Annotated in this window: 18 protein-coding genes; 5 read left to right on the top strand and 13 right to left on the bottom strand. The window is 51.9% G+C overall.

Translation table 11 applies throughout. From position 1 onward, the window contains the following. Positions 1-52 precede the first annotated feature (52 nt). Positions 53-352, bottom strand: coding sequence for a superoxide dismutase (locus AC13RE_RS11580; RefSeq protein WP_132721987.1), 300 nt, complete (start codon positions 350-352; stop codon positions 53-55). A gap of 25 nt (positions 353-377) precedes the next feature. Then, complete coding sequence (locus tag AC13RE_RS11575; RefSeq protein ID WP_488563020.1) at positions 378-947, bottom strand: flavodoxin family protein; 570 nt, start codon at positions 945-947, stop codon at positions 378-380. A gap of 188 nt (positions 948-1,135) precedes the next feature. Between AC13RE_RS11575 and AC13RE_RS11570 the strand changes: the two genes are divergently transcribed. Then, complete coding sequence (locus AC13RE_RS11570) at positions 1,136-2,050, top strand: LysR family transcriptional regulator (RefSeq protein ID WP_488563019.1); 915 nt, start codon at positions 1,136-1,138, stop codon at positions 2,048-2,050. 14 nt (positions 2,051-2,064) lie between these two features. Here the strand turns inward: AC13RE_RS11570 and AC13RE_RS11565 are convergent, their stop codons facing one another. Together AC13RE_RS11565 and AC13RE_RS11560 are read right to left on the bottom strand one after the other, a co-directional pair. After that, positions 2,065-2,958: a LysR family transcriptional regulator gene (locus AC13RE_RS11565; RefSeq protein ID WP_488563018.1), complete on the bottom strand. Its 894-nt coding sequence runs from the start codon at positions 2,956-2,958 to the stop codon at positions 2,065-2,067. A 133-nt stretch (positions 2,959-3,091) separates the two neighbouring features. After that, complete coding sequence (locus tag AC13RE_RS11560; RefSeq protein WP_132721979.1) at positions 3,092-3,886, bottom strand: carboxymuconolactone decarboxylase family protein; 795 nt, start codon at positions 3,884-3,886, stop codon at positions 3,092-3,094. Here AC13RE_RS11560 and AC13RE_RS11555 point away from each other — a divergent pair. Continuing rightward, positions 3,864-4,040, top strand: coding sequence for a hypothetical protein (locus tag AC13RE_RS11555; protein ID WP_165915371.1), 177 nt, complete (start codon positions 3,864-3,866; stop codon positions 4,038-4,040). The genes AC13RE_RS11560 and AC13RE_RS11555 overlap by 23 nt on opposite strands. Here AC13RE_RS11555 and AC13RE_RS11550 read toward each other — a convergent pair. The 3 genes from AC13RE_RS11550 to AC13RE_RS11540 all read right to left on the bottom strand — a co-directional run bounded on the left by AC13RE_RS11550 (position 4,037) and on the right by AC13RE_RS11540 (position 6,478). Beyond that, a complete protein-coding gene (locus AC13RE_RS11550) occupies positions 4,037-5,020 on the bottom strand; it encodes an aldo/keto reductase (RefSeq protein ID WP_488563017.1) in 984 nt (327 codons plus the stop codon). The two genes, AC13RE_RS11555 and AC13RE_RS11550, sit on opposite strands and share 4 nt — an antisense overlap. A gap of 115 nt (positions 5,021-5,135) precedes the next feature. After that, positions 5,136-5,513: a DUF2255 family protein gene (locus AC13RE_RS11545; RefSeq protein ID WP_132721975.1), complete on the bottom strand. Its 378-nt coding sequence runs from the start codon at positions 5,511-5,513 to the stop codon at positions 5,136-5,138. Positions 5,514-6,262: 749 nt separating this feature from the next. After that, a complete protein-coding gene (locus tag AC13RE_RS11540) occupies positions 6,263-6,478 on the bottom strand; it encodes a VOC family protein (RefSeq protein WP_488563016.1) in 216 nt (71 codons plus the stop codon). A 653-nt stretch (positions 6,479-7,131) separates the two neighbouring features. On the opposite strand from AC13RE_RS11540, the gene AC13RE_RS11535 reads away from it, so the two are divergent. Then, positions 7,132-8,922 (top strand): hypothetical protein, encoded by a 1,791-nt coding sequence (locus tag AC13RE_RS11535; RefSeq protein ID WP_488563015.1) that lies wholly within the window; start codon positions 7,132-7,134, stop codon positions 8,920-8,922. Between the two features lie 199 nt (positions 8,923-9,121). Here AC13RE_RS11535 and AC13RE_RS11530 read toward each other — a convergent pair. After that, a protein-coding gene (locus tag AC13RE_RS11530) for an IS3 family transposase (RefSeq protein ID WP_488563014.1) occupies positions 9,122-10,311 on the bottom strand; the annotation gives its coding sequence in 2 pieces (ribosomal slippage) (positions 9,122-10,062 and positions 10,062-10,311; 1,191 coding nt in all). 658 nt (positions 10,312-10,969) lie between these two features. Between AC13RE_RS11530 and AC13RE_RS11525 the strand changes: the two genes are divergently transcribed. Further along, entirely contained in the window at positions 10,970-11,779 is an 810-nt protein-coding gene (locus AC13RE_RS11525) for an ABC transporter permease (protein ID WP_488563013.1), read from the top strand. Positions 11,780-12,073: 294 nt separating this feature from the next. Here AC13RE_RS11525 and AC13RE_RS11520 read toward each other — a convergent pair whose 3' ends face one another. From AC13RE_RS11520 to AC13RE_RS11500, 5 genes are all read right to left on the bottom strand, one after another. After that, a complete protein-coding gene (locus AC13RE_RS11520; RefSeq protein ID WP_488563012.1) occupies positions 12,074-13,234 on the bottom strand; it encodes a hypothetical protein in 1,161 nt (386 codons plus the stop codon). A 58-nt stretch (positions 13,235-13,292) separates the two neighbouring features. Further along, positions 13,293-17,096: a glycosyltransferase gene (locus AC13RE_RS11515; protein WP_488563011.1), complete on the bottom strand. Its 3,804-nt coding sequence runs from the start codon at positions 17,094-17,096 to the stop codon at positions 13,293-13,295. A gap of 119 nt (positions 17,097-17,215) precedes the next feature. Continuing rightward, positions 17,216-17,971, bottom strand: coding sequence for a hypothetical protein (locus AC13RE_RS11510; protein WP_488563010.1), 756 nt, complete (start codon positions 17,969-17,971; stop codon positions 17,216-17,218). A 357-nt stretch (positions 17,972-18,328) separates the two neighbouring features. Beyond that, the gene (locus AC13RE_RS11505; protein WP_488563009.1) at positions 18,329-20,197 is read right to left on the bottom strand and encodes a class I SAM-dependent methyltransferase; all 1,869 of its coding nucleotides are present in this window, start codon (positions 20,195-20,197) and stop codon (positions 18,329-18,331) included. Positions 20,198-20,471: 274 nt separating this feature from the next. Beyond that, positions 20,472-21,143 carry a methyltransferase domain-containing protein gene (locus AC13RE_RS11500; RefSeq protein WP_488563008.1) on the bottom strand — a complete coding sequence of 224 codons (672 nt, stop codon included), beginning with the start codon at positions 21,141-21,143 and terminating at the stop codon, positions 20,472-20,474. Positions 21,144-22,014: 871 nt separating this feature from the next. Between AC13RE_RS11500 and AC13RE_RS11495 the strand changes: the two genes are divergently transcribed. Continuing rightward, positions 22,015-23,112: a polysaccharide pyruvyl transferase family protein gene (locus tag AC13RE_RS11495; protein WP_488563007.1), complete on the top strand. Its 1,098-nt coding sequence runs from the start codon at positions 22,015-22,017 to the stop codon at positions 23,110-23,112. The last annotated feature ends 91 nt before the right edge of the window (positions 23,113-23,203 follow it).

The raw sequence follows: 23,203 nt of genomic DNA, 5'->3' as shown, positions 1-23,203 counted from the left end.
TCCGCACCGCGTCGCCTTCCTGCGCACGCAGAGCCCGAGGGGCGTTTGCGCGCTACGCATTCCCAGGCGCGAACAGCGATTCCCAATTCGTAAAGGGACCGAGCGGGATTACTTCCCAACCGATCAGGCCGGCCTTGGCGAGGGGGAATTCGGCAAGTGCCGCTTTGGCTGCATCGACGGAGGCGGCTTCCGCGATAATAGCAACACCGGGTCGGTCCTGCCGGAAATAGATGTCACGGATGATGCCACCCTTGTACATCTGCCACGCATGGCGCGCCTCATCCTGCATATGCGGCTGATACTTCTCAAGCGCGGCGCCGGGCTGCGGGACATCAAGGCAAAGCAATTTCATAGGGGACTCCTTAGTTGCGCTATGATTAGGCCGGCTGAAACCGGCTGGCGGTCTCCGTCACGCGCCGGCCGAGGTATCGAGCCGTCTTCAAATCGCTATCCGTCAGAGCGACGTCTGGAGCCTGGTCCACGTTCGACTGGGTCATAACCCCCAGCCAGCTTCCCAGCCGGTTGAGATCGTCCACGCTGCCGGTGCTGCTGCTGTTGCCAGGCATTATATCGAGGCCGACCCAGATCATGCCGTGCTGAGCGGCGAATAGAGCCATGGATATCAGCGAGTTCAGCTTGTCGCCGTGCTGGGCTCCGGAATTCGTAAAGCCGGCCGCGATCTTGTTGCACCACTTCTGCGCCGACCAGGCCGCCTTGGTCGAATCTTCGAAGAACTGCTTGAGCTTGGCGCTAATCATGCCGTTATAGGTCGGCGATCCGAAGATGATGGCGTCGCTTCGCTCAAGTGCTTCCCAGTCTATCGAGCCGTCCGCGACGGCCATCAGTTTCGCCTCTGCCCCTTCTACTTCGCCAATCCCGGCCGCCACCGCTTCTGCGACGCGTGCGGTATGACCAAATCCGCTGTCGTATACGATTGAAATCAACAACTTGCTCGCCTTCCTGCGAGGAGAATTCATAGGACGGAAGGACGATTTGGGTCGAGCGCCCTGAAAACGTCACTTGCTTGATATCATCGTTACAATAGAATGATGTTCAGTAGTGGCGATTGTTTTTCACTTGTTTACTTCCGGAAATTCCACAATCGCGTCACGAAAGCATCCAAAAAGGTTTCGCCATGCGCGACAGATTTGACGGGATAGAAGTGTTTGTGGAGGCGGTCGAAGCTGGTGGGTTCAAACGTGCGGCCGATCGGCTCTCCCTCACGCCTTCGGCGGTCGGCAAGGCCATCGCGCGCCTGGAAGAGCGGCTTGGCGTCCGCCTGTTTCAACGAACGACGCGCACGCAATCCCTGACAGAAGACGGTCAACAATATTACGAGCGGTGCCTGCGCGCCATCGAGGAATTGCGCACGGGCGAATCCCTGCTGGAAACCGGACGGCGCGAGGTCGTCGGCAAGCTTCGCGTATCGCTGCCGGTATTGTTCGGCCGTTATTGCGTTGCGCCCATTCTGCGTTCCTATGCTCGCCAGCATCCGAAGCTCGAACTCGAACTCAGCTTCAATGATCGCCAGGTTGATATGATCGCCGACGGCTTCGACCTTGCGGTGCGCAACGGCGCGCTTGGCAATGGAACGTCATTGCGCGCTCGGCGGCTCGTCGGCCAACGCAAGGCGCTGTGCGCGTCTCCCGCATATCTTGCGGACCGTGGACAGCCGCATACTCTTGCCGATTTGAGGGATCACGACACGCTCGTCTATTGGCGCAACGATTACGCGTTACCCTGGCGGCTTCCGGACGCATCGGGGGATCTCGTCGATGTGCCCGTCAGTTCGAGGCTCCGTTTCGATGACCTTGAAGCCATTACGGATGCCGCGATCGAAGGCATGGGGCTTGCTTGGCAGCCCCATTGGCTCATCAGCGATCACATACGTGCTGGCAGACTGGTTGAGCTTTGGGCGGACAGGCCAAGTGCGACGATCGAAGCCTATGCCGTCTGGCCGGCTGCACAGCATCTGCCTTTACGGTCCAGGCTGGCGATCGACGCTCTTGCGAGCGAATTGCCGAAGCGGTTCGGTCAGGAGGCCGTTTAGTTCCTCCAGCCGCATCAGCCAGAATGGCGTAACGCGTTCACAAGAAGGGAAAAGGCCGGCGAGGACTGACGGCGGCTGGGATAGTAGACGTGAAACCCCTCCCAGTAGGGCGAATAGTCTTCGAGAAACCGATGCAGGCGCCCGGTCTCGAGATACGGCCTGGCGATATCCTCCGGAACATAGGCAAAACCGAAACCATCAAGTGCCGCCTCGAGAACATTATAGATCGTGTTGAAGACGAGTTGCCCGTCCACCCTGACCTTGATCTCGCGTCCATTCTCCTCAAATTCCCAGGCGTAAAGGCCCCCATAAGTGGGAAGTCGAAGATTGATACAGCGGTGTAGAGTAAGCTCCTTCGGGTGAGCCGGAATATCCCGAGACGCAAAATAGGATTCTGCGGCGACGACCGCAAAGCGCACATCCGGGCCGATCCGGACGGATATCATATCCTTGGCGATCTGTTCGCCAAACCGCACGCCGGCGTCATATCGATCGCTGACAATGTCCTGCAGACCGTAATTCACATCGAGCTCCAGCCTGATGTCCGGATATTGATGGAGAAAGCCGCGAAGCTTTGGCCAGATGTAATGCTGGATCTGATAGTCCCCAGCGGTCAGCCGGACTGTTCCGGCAGGCCTTTCACGCAAGGCGTTGAGCCCATCGATCGCCATTCCGATTTCGTCAAAAAGCGGACCGATGCTGATCAGCATCCGCTCGCCGGCCTCGGTCGGTGAGACACTGCGCGTCGTTCTCGTCAGCAGCCGCACGCCGAGCCGCTCCTCGAGCTGACGGATCGTGTGGCTAAGCGCCGACTGCGAAACGCCGAGTTTAGCAGCCGCTTTCGTGAAACTGCGCTCTCTCGCAACCAGCAGGAACACCATCAGGTCATTGATGTTCTGTCGTTCCACTCATGATTCCTTGTCATGACCACATGCTCATTTATAAAACACATGGCCATGAAATAGTAGCAGCCCCGATTGGAACGGCGACGACGCCGATCACCTTCGCCCGTCTGCATGCCGGCGGCCACCACTTCGGAATTTATTTCATCCGGTTGCGCAGGACCTCGCCGACAACGGTCGAAGCGGAAAATGCGTTCGGCCATCCGGCATAGAAGGCAGTTTGAGCCACGATTTCTCCGGCTTCTTCGGCGGTTAGGCCGTTATCCATGGCGCGGTTGAGATGGTAGGTAATTTGGGCGCTCTGCCCTAAGGCGATCAGCGAGCTTACAGTCACAAGGCTCCGGTCTCGTGGCGCAAGACCCGGCCGCTGCCAGAGATCACGAAACAGCGGATCGGCGGTAAATTGCACCAGTCCTGGCGAAATCTGCCCGACGTTTTTCTCGACGGCCTCGGCGCGCCGCTGTTCCACCTCCTCATTCAAAGGCAGCAATTGCGGCGAGGCGGCAGGGAGTTGATCGGCCGCGATGTTTCGTGCGGCAAATACCTCCTTCGTCGCGGCGATCGCCGACATGGCGTTCGACCAACCTGAGTAGAAGGCAAGATGAGTTATGATCTCAGAGACTTCACCTGGGGTGACGCCGTTATCGAGAGCGACATTTGCATAGTGCTTGAGGTCGATGGTCTGGTTTCGGGCGATCAGCACGGAGAGCGTGACGATGCTGCGGTCGCGCCGCGAGAGCTGCGGCCGTTGCCACAGATTGCCAATCACATCTTCTTCCGCATAGCGGGCAAGAGCCGGCGATACGGAGCGGATGTCGCTGACCGACAGCGACGAAGCCCTTTCCGGCATACCTCCGCCTCCCGTACCTTCCTGAGCGAAGACCGGCTCACCCATGGTGAGCGAGATCGCCGTGGCCACCAAGATCCGTTTCATGGATATTCCTTTCAATTCGATTGTTGTCGAGCATCGCGTCAAGCGCGTCTCCATCCGCGTGAACACGGCTTCGGTGGCGCTTCGCGATACTGGTGTAGACATGCCACATGTTTGGCTGTGGCGGCGGCTTGACATTCAGACCGATGACATCTAGAGCCCCGAACGGCGCAGCATGGCTTCCGGATAGCGTGCGCCCTGGATCACGATGTTGGCCTTTTCGATCTCCTCGAGATCGGACTTATCCAGAGCGACGTTCAACGCACCGATGTTCTCCTCGAACCGCTCCAGCTTACGTGTGCCGAACAGAGGAACAATCCAGGGCTTCCGCGCCAAAAGCCAGGCAAGCGCAACCTGCGCCAGTGTCGCAGCATGCTTCTCGCCGATCTTGCGGATCAGGTCGATCAGCTTCTGGTTGGCAGTGCGCGCCTCCTCGGAGAAGCGCGGGATGTCGGCGCGGATATCGGAGCTATCGAATGTAGTGCTGACGTCGATTTTTCCGGTCAGAAATCCCTTGCCCAGCGGGCTGAACGGAACGAGCCCGATACCGAGTTCCTCGATCGTCGGAATGATTTCCTCTTCCGGTTCGCGGGTCCAGAGCGAATATTCGCTCTGCAGTGCGGCAACCGGCTGCACTGCATGTGCCCGGCGAATGGACTGTGCGCCCGCTTCTGACAGGCCAAACCACAGCACCTTGCCCTCGGCGATCAGGTCCTTCACCGTACCGGCGACATCTTCCATCGGCACGTCTGGGTCGACCCGATGCTGGTAATAGAGGTCGATATGGTCGGTGCGTAGCCGTTTCAGGCTTCCTTCGATGGAGCTGCGTATCTGCGCCGGCCTGCTATTGACGCCGCCGCGATGCCGGCCGGTTTCCTGGTCGATATCCCAGCCGAATTTCGTCGCGATCTTGACCTTGTCGCGGACCGGGGCGAGCGCCTCGCCCACCATCTCCTCATTGGTCCAAGGACCGTAGACCTCGGCGGTGTCGAAAAAATCCATACCGCGTTCGACCGCGGTTCGGATAAGCGCGATCATTTCCGCTCGGTCGGGCAGCTCGCGCGCTTTGCCGTAACCCATGGCGCCCAGCGACAGAGCGGAAACCTCGAGACCTTGCCCCAGTTTGCGCTTAATCATGTTGTGTCTCCCTCTATGGAGTGGTGTTGGACGGCCGACATCACTAAGATGCGGATGAGGCATCCGTGCCTCTCAGGACTGCGCGCCACAACCGCCGAGCGATCCGATCTCGCCCTCAGCGTTTCTCGCGGGGGTCGATCCTCACGGTCGCCGCGCGCGCCCGGGCGCTGATCATCGGCGACAGATAAGGACTTTTGCCATATTTTGCGCGATAGGCATCGTCGATGCGGTCGTTGATCGGCCCGTCGACCGGCTCGAAGGCGACGTCCCGCGTCATGCCGGCGGCAATAATCCGGCCGGCCTTCTGATGAAGCGCGGCCTGATACCAGCGCGACTTCTGACCGTGGTACCCACGCACATAGAGACTACCATCAACCACGACCTCCCAGATCCATGTCGGGGTACCGTAGGTGGCACCATCCCCGCGAAATGGTGCGATCTTCAGATCGTCCGCCTGATCGATTTTCGCAAGCTCATCCTGTGACCAGTTCATGGCCATTCCTCATCAATCGTTCGCCAGTCAACAACCGTATTCGCTGGACGGAAGCCTATGGAAGCCGCTGATACTCCTGCAGACGGCCGAGGCGGACTTGCTTTCGTCGGAGCCTCAAACTGCAATGATCTCGACGTTCCACTTTCGCAGTCACGAGCCCAGTTGAATATAGCGCGATTACCATCGTTCGATTAGGCGCAGCAATTCGCATGGGCTTATGACCGTGGCTAATTAATCAAGGCTTTTGATACGAGACGGCCCCAATTACCCGACGTTTTATCAACCGAGGCGGAAGGGGACTCGAACTACCCGATGCTTGCCGTGCAGTAATGCTGCGGCTTCGATTTTCTCGAGACGATGGCGCGGATGTGCCTCTTCATTTTCGATAACAGCTGACCGAATCCCCTTGCTCAGGGATATCCGAGTGGATCGCATCGGACGAAGCCGATCTAGCGAGTCAGGTCTGAAAGTTCACTGCGACGGAATTGAAGGTGCGTGGCACGACGTGACAAAGTCGGTTAACAGCCGGTACTGAGAGGTCGGCTTTCTCCAGCAGCAAGCAGACACCCGCGAGATGCGGCTATGCAACCGACCCTTCAACATCAATGGCATCGCCGGCACACTGTAACAGCAAAGCTTGCCGCTAGTGAGATGAGATAGGGGATGCGGCGTATGCCGGCATGCTGTTACGGTGGAGGACGGAGCGGCGTCGCTTAATAAGCGTCGCCCCACTTTGTCGCCTTGCTGAGCTATTCTGCGACGAGATCGAACTTGTTGCCGTCAGGATCAGCCAGGGTCGTATACCGAATTTGCGGCAGGTCGAACTTTTGTACGACCGTGGCACCGAGGCTGACTAACCGAGCAGTCTCGCCATCGAGATCCGGCGTTTTGACATCGACATGGACGCGATTCCGCTGCGTCGGCACATCGCCGATCTTCTGGAATTGGATTATGTCGCTTGGCATTTAATTATGACAAGGCTGCGCCAACAATTTCAACTAGTTGGTAAGACACTTAAATTGAGAACCGGCACTTAATCTGAGAATTCAGCTTGGATTTTGGCATTTAATGTGAGAATCAGGCGGTCGACATAATCGACGGTGTTTTTTGCAACGAGCGATCCATTTCCGATGACCCCAGGGCCAGAACAATGATGGCTTTGGCAGCATTTTCAATGGAATATCAGACGATGTAGGCCAATCGCGAACGTCTTGCAGCTGTGTGGAAACATTTCGGTTCGGCAAATCGCAAAGCAGTTCTGTTGTGAGAAGTGCGAGCGGAAGGATTACCAGACCGTCGACCTGGTGAACCCTTCTGCAGCGGAGCGTGTCGGCATGAATGTCCGCCGTCTTACCGAGATCAGAATTATTCGCAAACCGGTTTGGAAGGACGTGAAGCTTTAGGACGCAACACGATCAAGCACTGAAGGCAGTCAACGCTCGACCAAACGGCCTGTTGCAAGGGATTTCTGTCTGCTGCCCTACAACCGTTAGCACGCTTGTCGGGATAAACGTATAGTTGTGACGCGGACTGCATTGCCGGCGGAGTGCATCCCGATATTGTCCTGAAGAGTTTACGGCTGTCAGCACGCATAAATTATTTGCGGGAGACCATGTCGATGCGGAACGAAGTTGCTGGCTTCAAAGCCATTTTCGCGTGCGTTCTATTCTGCTTTCTATCTGCATCCAACAGTTACTCGCAAGAAAAACCAATCGCCGCGAAGCCATCGGCAGCGAGAACCGCCTTAAACGTCACACCATCTCCTATGGGCGTGGTGAACGCGCTCGATTATGGGCTCGTTAGCGATCCGTCCTGCTCGATCGACGCAACGATATCATTAAATGCAGCGATTTCCGCCGCGGCAGGCAGGAAGCTTCTCTTGCCCTCAGGCACCTTTTGTCTGAACACCGCGGCAAGCACCTTAGAGATTGCTGCGACGACCGAGATCCAAGGACAGGGCGCGACCACAATTATCCAATGGAATGCGCCGAACGGATCACCGGCGGCGCCTGTCATCGACGTGCTCGCGTCAGCACAAGATACTATTATTCATGATCTCAGTGTGGATGCGCTGCCGGCCGGATCTTCTTATACCACGCCGACATATTTTGGTACCAATCCCTGGGGCGGCGTTGCACTTGTCATAGAAGGCGATCGCTTCCGCGGTTACAACCTATGGGTCACCCAAGGGTACAATAATTGTGTTGGGATAGGAGCTATAGACGGTAACAACAATGGGATAACCGGAAGGCCAAATTTCGTAATTCTCGACAATATTCACACCTCGTTATGCGGCTCCGGCAACGAAACGAACGGCCCAATCTTAGGACACAATGGAGCGGGAATCGACAATGGGACCGGCGGCGCCGCAATAATTTCAAATGCGATCGATGTTCAGTCATATGCCGGCTTCTTGAATGATGTCGGTGGCGGAGCATTTGGCAGCTGGAGCGACATCATATCGATTAATGCACTAGCTGACCCAAACAACGTTGGATTGGATCAATCCGGAATCGGATTTGCAAACTTTTCCCCAAATTCAACCTTTAGCAATGTCTCCGTCTATGATCCACAGAACTACGGCATATGGACCGATTTTTATTCTTTCGACACCATCTGGACGAATGTCTTGGTCAAGGGATCTCAAAAATACTGCATAAAATTCAAGGGGCCAGCGACGTTCAACAATTTGCAATGTAGTGATTCGAGTATGGGAGGACAGGGACTTTACCCTGCACTGCTTATCGATACCTCAGGCGGCCCTTGGCCGCAGAGCTTGACGGTGAACAACTATAGCGTCTCCGGGCAAAATCACAGGTTTGCTGTTCAAGCAACAGGAACAAACAACATAACAGGTTTGATTACAGTTGGCCTGATGTCAGGCGTCGATGCAGCGTACAATATCGCCAGCTCGATTACCGGACTGCAAATCATTAGCAAATCAGTGCATGGTGTTGGTTATAACAATCCTGCTGCTTCCTATCCCTGGGATTTCCTGGGGTCGGTCAGACAACAGGCCTCATTTCCTAATGCATCGTGGAAGACTTGCGCTTACGGAGATAACGCCTGTCCCAATAGCGGTAATGTATATATTTCGGATTTTGCCAATTCTGGGAAACGTCTGGGTATGGGATACGACCCGGTCAACAACCTATTTGTGCTTCAGAGCGTCGAGGCTGGGATTTCAACGCGTCCATTGGCGTTAAACCCCTCTGGAGGCAGTGTTCAAATGGGAAACCAATCCCTATCCACAACCGGTACAAATGGCTTCCCGTATATTCCCGCGACAACCGGCACTCCGACAGGCATACCGGACGCCGTGACAGGTATGGTGCCCATGCAATACGATAAAACCAATCACAAATTTTGGATCTACGACGGCGGCTGGAAGAGCGTTACTTTCAACTGATCCGTTTAAAGCCGATCACGTCAGCGATACAAACAGAAAAACCGCCATTCATCAGAAAGGCCACAATCCCAGTAGCAGTCCCGCCAAGGAATATTCGCACAAACCATGACAAATTGGAATCGATCTTATTGAGTTTGTTTTATAGATCGGTGGTGCGAAGAATTCGTGGTGCCTTGGACCGTGACCTTGCCCCCAAGTTTTATCCAGTTTTGAGTTGGCTCCAGCAGTTTTGGGTTGCTGTATTTGGGGCGGTAGCGGCGGGTTGCGGTGCGGAGCCATTCCGGCTGCGCAGCACCGCATCACGTCGCGGGTCGTTGGTCTGAGCTAACTCGGCAGGTGTCATCCAGCCGAGTCCAGAGTGTGGTCGATGATCGTTGTAATCGCTGCGCCAGTTTGAAAGCGCTGATCGAGCATGGGCCAGTGACGAGATGAGCGTTTCATTCAGGAACTCGTCTCGCAATCGCCCATTGAAGCTTTCGATGAAGGCGTTCTGGATCGGTTTGCCCGGTGCGATGTAGTGCCATTCCACCTTGCTCCGATCCGTCCATTGCAGGATCGCATTGCTGGTGAACTCGCTGCCATTGTCGCTGACGATCATCTTCGGCTTGCCTCGTCCCTCGATGATCCGATCCAACTCACGAGCAACCCGCAGGCCGGAAAGAGACGTATCGGCGACGAGTGCCAGGCATTCCCTGGTGCAGTCGTCGACGACCGTAAGAACCCGGAACCTGCGGCCATCGGTGAATTGATCCGACACGAAGTCGAGGGACCAGCGATCATTGGCGGCAAGCGGGATCAGCATCGGTGCTCGCGTGCCTATCGCTCGCTTGCGGCCGCCGCGCTTGCGTACCGTCAACTTCTCTTCCCGATAGAGCCGGAAGAGCCGCTTGTGGTTCACAAGGTGACCTTCGCGCCTGAGTAGCACATGAAGGCAGCGATATCCAAAGCGGCGTCGTTCATGCGCCAGCGCCTTCATCCGCTCGCGAAGGTTATGGTCATCGCTGCGCCTGGTTTCGTAACGGATCGTCATCCGGCAAAAGCCGATGGCTTTACACGCCCGCCGTTCGCTCATCTGGTGGTGATCCATCAGATGAGCGACAGCTTTCTGCCTTATTGCGGGCGTCACCACTTCTTTCCCAAAAGGTCTTTCAAAACCGCATTGTCGAGCATCGCATCTGCCAGGAGCCGTTTCAGCTTCGTGTTCTCGTCCTCCAGCGTCTTCAGCCGCTTGGCTTCGGATACGTCCATGCCGCCGAATTTGGCCTTCCGTTTATAGATGCTGGCATCGCTGACGCCGTGCTTGCGGCAAAGCTCCGAGACCGGCGTTCCAGCCTCATGCTCCTTCAGAATCCCGATGATCTGTTCGTCTGTGAAACGGTTGCGCTTCATTCTCTGGTCCTCTCGATAGGCCAGAGCTTACTTCAAAATGGATTATTTCAACGGGGCAAGGTCAACCGAAACCTATGGCAACGACGATGACGAGCCTTCTGCCGCGTGAATACCCGAGAAGGCCCCGAGCCGAATGGATGTGCTTTCGGCGCCCACGCTGTCCAGCTATGCGCAAGGCTCACACTTCGTCAAAATCACCTGTGAGTTCTGCAGGATAAAGCACTTTTATGAGCCGGTGAACATCATGCAGCTGTGCGGCAACATTCTCGGTTCGGCAAATCGCAAACCAGTTCCGCTGCGAGGGGTGCCAGCGCAAGGACTACCTGACCGCCGATTTGGTAAGCCCGCCCGCGAAAGAGCGCGTCGGCTTGAGCGTCCGTCGTCTTACCGAGATCCGGATTATTCGCAAGCCGGTGTGGAAAGACATAAAACTTTAGGAGCTTTTGATGTCTCGCTGCCGCCTGGACCAAATTCTAACCTACCCCAAAACCAGAGAGACATTTCACCGGCAGGATGGTATCTCTAAAGAGCATCCCGGATCGCTGCCTACAACAACTTTAACCTATTGCTTTTGAAAGCCACTGCGATAGCTGGAATTTTCCTTTTTATATTTCGTATGTTGGGGTATGACGTGCCTGCATTTTTTTAGGATAACTTAATGGAACCGGGAAAAAAGCGCCGCAAGCGGATGACGTTCGTAGACGCCCTAAAGCAAAAACGAAATGTAATGGTCGCGGTTATTTTGCGTGATATGCGAACACGCTTTTTCAATCACGGATTAGGATTTTTGGTGCAGTCACTGTGGCCCCTGGTCCATATGCTAGTTATCATATCCATCAATACTTTCAGTGGTCGCGCCGCACCATATGGAGATAGCCCCTGGATTTTCTTTGGCGCGGGCCTGATTCCCACACTAACATTTACTTACATATCGCGATTTATGTCGCTTTCCGTCCTGATGAATAAGAATATGCTCTCGTTTCCGATCGTAAAGGTGACAGACATATTATTCGCGCGAGCAGCTTTAGAAGTAATAGCTGGGTGCATTACTTTACTTTTTCTTTGGTTTATATTTATGGTGATGGGACTTAGCCCCTATCCTGCAGACCCAGCTCAAGCGATAATGGCGTACCTAGCCACAATCCTACTCGCTCTCGGGATCGGCACGATAGCAGGCGTAATCACTTCGTTTCTTCCTATTTTCGCAACGGCTTACGCGCTTTTCGGTATCGTAGTATATATCTCTTCGGGTGCTGTGTTTCTTATATCAAATCTTCCTGAACAGATAGCCGTTCCACTTTCATACAATCCGGTTGTGCAGTGTGTCGAATGGATGCGTACAGCATACTTCGACAATTATAGTGACCACCTCCTTGATAAGGAATACCTTATCTACGTGGGCCTAGGGACTTTGTTTATCGGGCTGATCGCTGAGCGCCTTTCCCGGAGGGTTCTCTACGATACCTGATAGACCGCGATACTCTGTGTCAGAACAAAGGAGTGGTTGTGGTGCGTCTGATGTGCTCCCAGAAAATTCCAGCTCCCGCTGGCCCAAAATCGGGGTGCACGTCAAAACCACCGAGGTTCTAATCGCCGTTGGATGAAAGTTCGCTGGCAGGTCAGAGGAAAACACCGCTTACGCAAAGGTGGCTGATCAGATCGGAAGAATCGACGGCATCATTGGTGGCGGCAGTCAAATTGCCCATCAATCCCAGCGGATACTTTCTTATACTCCCCACCAGCAAACTGGCATAGGGAAAGATCAGAAACCGACGCATTTGTAGAGGATCTTGTCGTTGGCGGTGCCGGTCGTCGTCAACGTCACGGATGTTGTCGTATCTGCGGTCTGCTTCACAATGGCGCTTACATTGTTTTCGTTCGTTGCATCGCAGAAATAGCCATTTGGCGTTTTCTGGGTAAACGTCAAAGTTATCAAAGTTGCAGTGCACGACGACGTTAGGTTCATCTTCCCCGCCACATTACCGCCTGCAACGAATGTCGCTGCGCATGTTCCGGAGATGGCAGGTGCAGAGCCACCAGCGATTGTAGTGTACGAGTATCGGGTGGTGCCGGCCACGTCGAAGGCATAAGACGCATCCACATTGATTCCAACTCCATTTGCGGTGACGTGGAATGGCTGCGAGAGGCCATTGTTCAACTGCAGATCAAACCGATTATTTCCAAGGATGATTTGCCCAGTGCCAGTATTCCCTTGACGCAGGATACGCCAACCACGTGTCGACGCAGAATTGTACCAGTCGATCGCGTGGTTCGGACCCATCTGGATCGCGCTGCCTGTGCCGCTTGAGGTGTCTAGTGCGTCTGCGGCAATTACGATACCTGCCTTCGCATATCCGCCGTCACCACCAGTCGCTTTGGAATTATTCGATAAATTAAGAAAAGCACTTACCTTTCTCGAAACAGTTCCGTCGCCAATTCCATTATTTAACCGAAGATTCACAATCATGCGGGGCGGATTACCGCCGCGTATTGTCGAAAAGGGATCAAGCGCTGGTGCATCAGCGGAGAGATTCTTTACACTGTTCTCCTCCCCCAAATAACTGGCATACAAACTATCCGAAGGAATTACTCCTTCCGAATAGCGGCACCAAACGCGATGCGGAACCTTCGTGTTATCTGCGACGCCAAGGCAAGTATCCGAGATAATATTGTCTTGAGATCCCACATTCTCACTGGAGCGAGTTGCCGTGAGAAATGACCCCCATTTTGCAGTTGGATTTGTCACCGCCGAAACAATATTATCTGCGGATCCTGGCAAATACCTATTCCACCAAGTGGACGCCGAGCCAATTAGGGCCTTCTTGCTGGTGACACTGTTATAGGAAGGAGATGGCAAGGTCTGAGCTGTAGCTATCGACGCTAAAGCAAGCAGTCCCAAGCTAAGAAATGCCCCATACTTCATTCGAGGTTTCCTTAATTAGCATACTCTCTAAACGCCTCGGTCAGCAAATTGGTGTTTACTACCCCAATGCACCATCCACGCGCATGGAAAACGCAACCAACTCTTTTCGCAGCGAACCAAACATGTAAGGCTTTCGGGTGGGTACGGCATATTCAACCCCCCTGATTTTGACATATTCGTCATGAAATTCACCCCATGGGCTCTCAGGTGCGTTTGTCGCGGTACCGCCATGAAATTGATGGAATGTGCCTTCCCCCATCAGCATCACTACGGAATTATTCGGCTCATCGCATAGCCGCCGCCAAAGATCGAGATTGGCCAAACCACCTCCGCGCCCGACGAATAGCGGATCGAAGCCCCCGAGCTCTGCCCATTTTTCACGACGCAAAAATAGTGCGTTAGTCTCCGCCGGGCAATTGGACAAACCGAAGCGCGAGGAGGGGTCAAAGCTCGCAATATTGAACAGCTGGTACCCATCACCTTCCCAATCAACGGATTCAAGGAGCTCGTCTTCAACCGATTGATTGTAGCCAGTTTTAACACTATCATTTTGCGGTGAGAGCCCCAAATGAAATGAATAAGATCCAACAATTACGTCTTGCGCGGACATGCAGGCTTCGTAACCGAGGGAAAGCAGGCCTGGAGAAGCCATACGCGCACCATCAATACAAGCGCAAACCACCTCACCGCGAGCTATGGATATCCCATAATTAAGAGCATCGATCGGAGACTGCTTTGGATCGAGATAGGAACATATTCTTATATTTTCGTATCGATCCAAAAAGCTTTGCCAATCGTAGTCTTGCTTTGAACCATTATCAACGACAACGATTTCAAAATCAGCAACATCCATTGATGTCTGGTATTCGGCGCTAAACGATAGCAGAGTTCGTGGCAGCTCGCGGGCCATATTGTATGTAACGAGGACAACCGATATTTTCGGCGATTTAGCTGGATAGCTTTTGCCTGCCGAGGCTCTGTCATAGACTTTTAGATAATGTTCCAGCATCTCGCTCGGGTCAAATTTGGTTGCAGCCGCAACCACGCGATCCAAAATCTTTTGATATGCCTCCCCATCGTCGGCCAACTTTCGCATGATAGAGGCCAAATCGCGTACATTAATTTGCCAATCCGTGAGCTTGTGGAGCACACCCGCAAGGCCTTTATCTGAAGTCAACATGGCGCCGACTTCGCCTATGTCCGTCGCGATCATCGGACGACCTGCATTCAAGCATTCGATTAGCACAAGCGGGCAGCTCTCACCTTTAAAGCGAGAAGCTAACAGCCCTATGTGAGCCTTTGCGAACGTTTCTGTCACATTGGTCTGAAAGCCTAAAAGTTGGACGTAATCGGGAAGCTGGCGCTTTTGCAGCCGCTCAGCAACCGGTCCATCTCCAACCAACAGCAATTTGATCCTTCGCCCCGGCAGGCCGTTAGCCTCCGTAACAGCTTGAATTGCTTCTTCCCAGCCCTTTTCTTCAACCGCACGTGACGCAAGGCAAACAATGAAATCACCGCCATCATCGGTAGATGACCAATTGGGACGCTGAAAAGCCGACTCTTGCCTCGGCACCGTGTTGGCTATTTTTGTCCAATTTCTCGACGCACGGAAATTCTCCGTGAAATGCGAAAGATTCTTATCCGCGATATAAACAAGCTCACGCACCTTCTCCAGATGCTTCTCGTAGTGCTTGACTTCTGTTGCATCCATAAGCTCATACATTCCATGAAGAGTTATGACCTGCTGAATATGCGGATACCGTGAGAGCTGCATCCCTAAGGTAATATCTACCCAAGAATGATGAGTATGGACAACTTCTATATCCAAGTCCGCGAGTATATCGGCTGCCATCGCGTTATTTGAGGGTTCTATTAGTGGAACCGCTGGCCGCAACATTCTACGAACGCCAAGATTCGTCGGCTCCATCCCAAAGTTAAGGACCGAGACAGAAAATCCACTGTCATGCAACAAGTTCGCTAAGTTCACGGGGAATGTCTCGCCTCCCCCCGAAACCAACGCGTACACTGCAATTGCAATGTTAGGCGAACGCCCTATAGCGCCAGACATAATTTTCTCTCGGTCAAAGAGCTTGCGAAATTGATCTTGAGTGTGCTCGCCTCGCTTCATGCACCAATGGCGGTACAAGACCTGTTCGTGAGTAAGAACAAGTTGCAAATCTGCTTTGAACAGGCGAACCATATAATTCGCCGTTACCTCATGCTCAGTGTAATAAACGTCTTTATCGTGTATATTTATCGACGTATTGTCTTCATGCCGTCGATAGAAATTCGTCGCATCCGGGCTATAGCCGACCAACCCACCGCGGATTAGATGCATGTAGAAGACCCAATCTCCGCACATGCGCAATTTCAACCAATTTAAATCGGCAAAAAGCGCCATATGGCCTGGATGGCGGAAAACGGACGCGCTGACATTTGGGATAATGTTTCGGGCGCCCCATCCGGCATTCATAAGTTCCGCCGCAGAGCGAATAACCGGCCGACTCCCCAGATCCAAATTAATCTCCGCCAGGTAATCTTCTGACGTCCAAATTTTCTTCAAGGGATTCCCTTGAACAAAATCCGTTCTCGCAAAGGCTAGCTTTACCGCGGGATTGATGAAGAAGCGAACCAACTCCTGAAGAAAGTTGGATGAGCAGAAATCGTCGCTCTCTGCGATCCAAACAAGTTCACCCGTTGCCAATTCCAGTCCATGTTTCCATTGATTGAAAACGCCGCCGGAATTCTTCTTGTTAAACGCACAGACTGTTTTATCTCTATACTTCCGAGCGTATTCATCAAGTATCTCAATACTATCGTCAGTTGAGCAATCGTCCAATAGTATGACTTCGAAATTCTTGTAAATTTGGCCATAAACGGATTCCAACCTATCACGCAGAAACGGACCGTGGTTAAAATTCGGGATAATGACCGATACTTTTGGTTCGAAACTGTTATTTGCGGCAGGAGGGACACCGTAGAGGGATAGTGACTTGCTATAATCGGAGACTGGCGCCAGTCCGGCTGCAAGAGGTGTTCTCGCCCAGCTTCGCGGGCTTAATTTGAAACCTCGAAACTTTCCAACGTTTGAGTAATGCTCATACAGGTCCTGTTCCGGCGTATCACTTATTTTGTAAGTACGCGAATACCATTTTCGGTTGAATGCGGGGTATCGATTTTCGCCTTTTCCGTGAGAAACATAGTGCTCATACGGATCTAATGTGGAACTCGCTATATCCGGATATTCCCTAATATAAAAGTCCCGATCGAAAGCTGGATGCCGTCCCTCGCCTGCCCCATGATCGACATAGTGACGATATGGTTCGATATTCCCGTCCGCTATATCCGGATATTCAGATCGATACCAGTCGGGGTCAAATGCAGGGTGAAAACCGTGCTCTCTTCCGAAACTGAAGAAATGTCGTTCGACCTCCTCATCGCTATATGACTGCATGTCATACTCGCTCTTGTACCAGCGGGCATCAAAACTAGCCTGGCGGAATTGCCGACGTCCTATAAGATTAAAATGGTCCAGGGGGTCAAGTTTCGACAGAACCACGTCGGGGTATAGCCGTGTATAAAAAGTAGCATTGAACTTAATCGAACCACTTCGACCTTCAGCCTCCCCATGGAGAATAAAATGAATCAGCGGGTTTATTCCGCGCGCCGCCACATCAGGATATCGCGTCAGATAAAGTTTCGTGTCGAAATTCGGCCCCGGATTACGACCTTCAGCAGCTCCGTAGGTAAGATAGTGAATGGCAACGTCTAAAGGCTTCGAAGAGAGATCAGAATAAGTTTCCCGATACCAAATTGGATCTAGCAATGGGGAGGAGCGCACCAGTTCGATCTGCTCAGACAATTTCCTCCTGTCCGCACGACGCAGCCGTGAAGAGAACCCAAATACCATGTTGTCTTGTCTCCGCGAAGGTTATTGCCAGATCGCAGGCCAGAGCTTTCCGTTGTTCCTGACCGATGGCATCAATGTGGCTGCGCAACTACGGGTGTACTCTTGCCCGCGAAGCAATCTTGTTCAACTACAGTCTTCAATTTCAAAATGTATCGTTCAGCTACCTCGTTCAACACGACAGGCGCGACAGCGGCTGGATTAGCTGCTTTACCAGGAGAGAACTTAAATCGCATCCGTCTACCCTCTTGATAGCCGTGCTCAACAAAATGTGCCTTCCCTGACGGCAAGAGACCCAGTACCACTGCCCCGGCGATATCGGGATTCGAGTCCAAATAAGCATTCTCGGAAAAGTTTGCGTCTGAAAAATAACCCGCCTCCAGGAAAGAGGGCCTCTTTTCATGCAGCGGAGGTTTCGTGTTCGACAGGTCACCAACGGCCTTCAGCAGAGCACAATCGGCTGTACTTTTTGAAATAATCAAATCTAGCGCCGATTTATCTAAGCGAATACGAACGTCGAACGGATTATGAGGGAGGTGCGCAATCGGGGATACTTGCGGTGAAGCGGCAAACCCAAACGCATCGAATATAGATGTAATATTTTCATCTGAAACTACGGCGTTAAATATACTTAGCCTTGATGGCAAGTCTACGCTAACAAGTCCTTCGGAATCACCGACAATATACCGCGATTGTATATTAAAAAGGCAGTCAGAATTCTTTTCCAGAAACCCAATAATAGGCCGTCTTTCGTCGTCTCCAACGATGAGCAATTCTTTTTGAAATTCCGTGACGTCCTGCCCGCGGCTTTTCGCCAGATTCGCTTCCAAATATAACTCATTCAATAGAGCGGCAACATGTTTTGTAGGCTCCATTACGCACGAAAAATAACTAATTCTCCTGCTTATTCCACTAAGGCATTCGGCGATATGTGACTGGGTCGAACGAACCGAAATCCAATCACTTTTGCCCGCTTCGTCTAGAAGTCGCAGATTCACATCTGAATCTAAGCTACAGCCATATGGGGAACAGGCGCGCAAGTACGAACTTACTTCCTCACTGCGAACGCCAGGCACACAGACGTACGCAATTAAAGGGTACCTTCCTAGCTCCGATATATGTAACATGTTTGATAAAACGCCTGAATTTTACTTCCCACCGCACGGCTCGGGATCGAATGAAATTAGCTAACACAGCTTTGGGCATGGACGTCGTCCTTCGTGCCGGCCATGTTTAAGGAAATGCAGGAGGGGATTTACACCGCTTCGATTGACGTCCTCATTTTCACTCAGATAGTATTTCGTATCAAATGCAGTGCCCGGATTTCTTCCTTCACGCCAACCATATAGGTCGAAGTGAACAAGCGGATTCATTCCAGACCTCCGAACATCGGAATACTCTCCGAGATACCAGCCAGTATCGAAGTATTCGTTAGGATTATAGTTATTGCAAAAGCCAAAGTTGATGTAATGCTCCGCAGCATTTCCTCCGACATCCCTATACGTTTTTAGATACCAAGCGACGTCAAATAATCCACTCTTGACAGCAGATTTAACAATGTGACTGGTTTCCTTTGCCCGACTTGCGAAACTTTGTGTTCGCCATCTCTCCAGCCGAGAAAACGCTGCCTCCATTCGCAACGCGTGAGTAATTGCCTTATTTTTCTCACCGGAAAGTGCGGCAATAGCAAGTATACTTTCCTCATTTTGCAATTTCAAATTCGCATTTAGCTGCTCAAGATGGATCTTCTCTTCATGCAAACGTTGTGCTTTTTCAATGTTTCGTTCAGCGGAGGCGCGCAATTCGTCAATCGCATCTGACAACTCAGCGGATCTTTGCCGTTCTGCGGAAAGTTGATAAAAGAAATCTGATGCCCGTTCGCGCTCGCGCGAGACGATAGACATCATCTGCACAATCTCCGATTTGCTTGCCGTCAAATCATCGAGCGCTAAGCTCCGATCGGCCGAAAGCTTTTCCCTTTCATCGCGTAGAGACGCTATCTCAGCGTCCTTCATTTCCGCAGCCTCGTTTGCCTCTGTAAGATCGCCTCGCAATGAGCGAACTAACTCGTTAACTTCGTGAAGCTCGAAATTCGACTTATCCAACGCCTTCTCGAGGTTCTCATGTTGTTCGGCGGCCTGCAGGAGTGCAAGCTCAACTCTGTTGACCGCCTGTTCCAACAGCACGTTTCGCGCGAGAGCTTCTTCCAATCCAGCCTGAGTATTTGAGCCTTCATGACGTAGAAATTGAATCTCGGTTCGAAGATCCTGCAATTGGCCATTACGTATATTAATGTTCGAAACTGCCGCCGTCTCACGTTCAAGCGAGTTCGACAATTTATAGCTCGAGCTTATCGCGCGCCCCAAACGTGAATATGTCGACCTGATTGAGGCGATAAGATTGTCGCTCATATCTGGAGAAAATAGCTGAGCGATGCTATCAGGCAATTCTTTGCCGACGCCTAGCACTCCAAGGCCATATCCGTGAATAAATGAGAAACTGGGGTACTGCTCTTGAAGCTCAGACCAAAATTTATAGACGCCAAAACCACGCTCGCGAACATTAATATCATGAAATAGTACGACGGACGAATTGGACAACTTTGGTAGCCATGACATAAAATCCTCTTTTACATCATCATAGTGATGCCGACCATCTATATGGAGCAGATCAATAGTATTGTTTTCAAAGTAGGGTAGCGCCTCGGCAAATGCGCATCGCATTAAGTTCGAAAATTCGCTATAGTTGTTTTCATTAATATCCTGGACACTTTGGTACACATTGGAACCGTAGAAACCAGCGTGCTCATCTCCAGTCCACTGGTCTACCGCATACGCTGAGGCCGCCAGACCTGACATTTTGATCGCCTGGCAGAACGTGAAGTAGGAAAAGCCATGGTGCGTTCCTAGCTCAACAATCATTTTTGGCCTGAGCTTACCAACCAACCAGAACGCGAAAGGAGCGTGCTCCTGCCATGCAGATGGAACTAAAATTTCCGGAGAGCGGAGCGATAAATCAGACAGGAAGTCCGACAACACCATATCACTTTCAATCATCCCATCCTCAATTCGGGCGAAGACACAGCTCGCATAGGTTGGCCTGCAATAAAGAACGGCTCAACTTTTATCAACGATTTTTTGAGCCTAAATGTTCTGGGTTTTAACATCAGTCTTGCATGAAGAAGTACCCTATCTCCACATTCCCGCAATGCAAACTTCTTGTTCGACCGCAGCCGAAAAGCATCTCCTTTCGATCTCCGGAGATGAATATCTCCTACCTCCTGGAGCTAGCGCCAAAGCTCTCCTCTTCGTCAGTTACCCATCGATTGGCTTAATTGCTATCAGATGATCGTATGCTCTCAGGCAAACTTGAAAACAACTCCCTATCCTCTACGATGGCCGAAAAACGTTCTGGTTCTTGAGCACCTATCTTCCATACGTTTCTGCAAGAGATTTCATCTGCCACAAACTTGCCTTTCTCGACATATTCAGAGCCCTTCCTGAAAATGCAAACAAAGTCATTCCAAACGTCATTCTGGCGATTTGCGACAAACGACTCAACCAATTCAATAGCATAACCATTCTTCTGAGCCCATTTTTTTAGAACTTTGCCGCAATCAGGATAGAACCGCCAGTTGTCGTCAGGATACCTATGGTAGTCACCGTTGGATGGCGCATTGATATAAATCAGCCCACCCGGCCTAATTACTCGAGCATACTCGAGAAAGGTCATCCAAAAGAATTCATCATGCTCAAGCTGCGAGGAAGAGACCAAGCAATCCGCAAAATTATCGCGAAAAGGAAGCGGATCGCCAATTTTTACTTTGATGTCTACAGATTTTCCGTATTCGGTATCCAAGCCAAGATAAGTTACATTGTCGGGCGCGACTGATCGTAAGCTACCGTTCACGTCCATGGATCCAACTTCAATTACAGTTCTCCAGCAGCTCTCTGCGTAGTTGCTGAAAAATTTTTGTCCTATCGCCATTGCGGTATCGTGCATGCGCCTTATCCTCAAACGGTCAAAATTTTAATGACGTTGCTACGAGGATTGGATATCCGATAGCATGACGTGGTTGTCCATCTATATCGCATTCGAATGCACACATTCGGACCCCAATCACGCTCAACATTGGGGTAGCTCCCGATACTTTTCCGTAATTCTATGCAATGAATATCTCGCGCCCCATATAGCGGCGGCGTGACAGGCCACGTGGAACACCACCCAAGATGCCTGCGAAGACAGCACCAATCTTGGCACCCAGGTGCCTAGCAATTATAGCCGCCATATATTGGCGCCGAATACGCGGAAAAGCTGCTGTCGTGAGTGCCGCTCCGCGACAGATTGATAAGGGAGGGATGCAGCAAGCTCAACGCGCCAGCGTCTAAGCCGATGGCTGAGACTTGATGCGTCCGGCAAGGCCATCGCGGCCAACGTTAACCGCGGTCTTTACACCGCCGGCGAGGCTGATGGTCATGCCGTCGGCAGCCGCGCGTAGAGGCAAAAAGTGTCAAGCGCGGCGCCAATGACCTATTAGGGCGGATGGGGTCATCAGCTTGGGCCCATACCACGTTGTGGCCATGCACGGCTAAACACCGCGGCGGAGACCACGCGTGCCGAATCAGTTGCTACCGGAAACCAACAATCAAGGCTCACCAAAAGCAAACTTGAACAATTCACTGAATTTCAGTACAACCTGTCGACAACTTCACCGAGTTTTATTCAATCCTGAGTTCGCTCCAACTGCGGTGTGTTGTTGTATTTGGAGCGCTAGCGACTGCTTGTCGTGGAAAGCCCTTCAGCTCCGCGTCATTCCTGGCCCTCTCAAAGGGCTAGATCTTAAGTTTAACCAACTCTTTTTAAGAAGAGGAAAATGATGCTATCTAAAGCATTGATAATGGGCTCTCTGTCGATCTCCGATTCAGTTGTCTCGGACAAGGAATTTCTCCTTCAAAGGCTCGGAGGTAATTCTGGCAATATGCTCTTTACTGAGTCGTTGTTGCGGATCCTCCCCGGCAGCGCATGGTGTCCGTCTGACGCTGATAGCTACGGCGAGGCAGACTGCATCGTAATTGCTGCGGCGAATTGGCTGAGTACAATCGCGGACTATGGTTGGTTGGCCGATCTCATCGAGAAGTCAGACATACCAGTTTTTCTGGTCGGAGTCGGCGCCCAATCCGAACTAGACAATTCTATTCCTCAGGTTAACGCGGGGACTCTTCGACTCCTCAATATTGTCTCGGAACGGTCAAAGCTCATTTCCACCCGTGGGCGATTTTCCTCGGAAGTTCTTGAGTACTACGGTATCAAGAACTCAAGCCCGACGGGCTGCCCTTCCTTGCTGCTCTGCGGCGCCAAAGGCCCGTACTTCACATCAACGGAAATCGGGCAGCAGGTAGTGGTCCACGGCACCCGCCACGGCATACAGGGCACAGATGATTTTCAGAATTTTCTGTATCGACAAGCTTACAAGCTTGGCACTGGAATATTGCTGCAATCCGAACTTGCAGATCTGCATATTGCGTTCGGGGGTGATCCGTTCGACATTGACTTTGATGTAGCACACATGGTCGGGGTCACTTACGGGACGCCAAATTATGAGGCTTTAATTAGTTATCTCCGTAGCAATGCCGCATTCTTTCATAATTTCGAGGAATGGCTTGAGTATGCCAAATCAAAGGATTTCTTCGTAGGCAGCCGTATTCATGGGACAATTATGTCATTGATTGCAGGTACGCCAGCAGTACTTATTGCTCATGACGCAAGAACGGTTGAGCTTGCTAAAACGATGAATATTCCTCATGTTCTCAGCACCCAAGTTAACATAGATCGAGACTTGGATTTCGCTCATTTATACGAAACATTTGCCAATAACGACTTCGGCGTTTCCTACAAAAAGTATCGAGAGGAATTCTTCGAATTTTTTAGGACTAATGGTCTTGCAACAAGCATTGGTGCACAATTGACTTGACAATATGATCGATAAATTGATCTCATCTCCAAGTTGATTTTTCCAATGCTAGGGCGCGTTCATTTTATTCGGTGCCATATCGGCCTTGAGG

The sequence above is a fragment of the Martinezella sp. CNPSo 3959 genome (assembly GCF_057784355.1).
The sequence above is the reverse complement of the archived record's forward strand: the minus strand, read 5'-3'. Positions and strand labels throughout refer to the sequence as shown.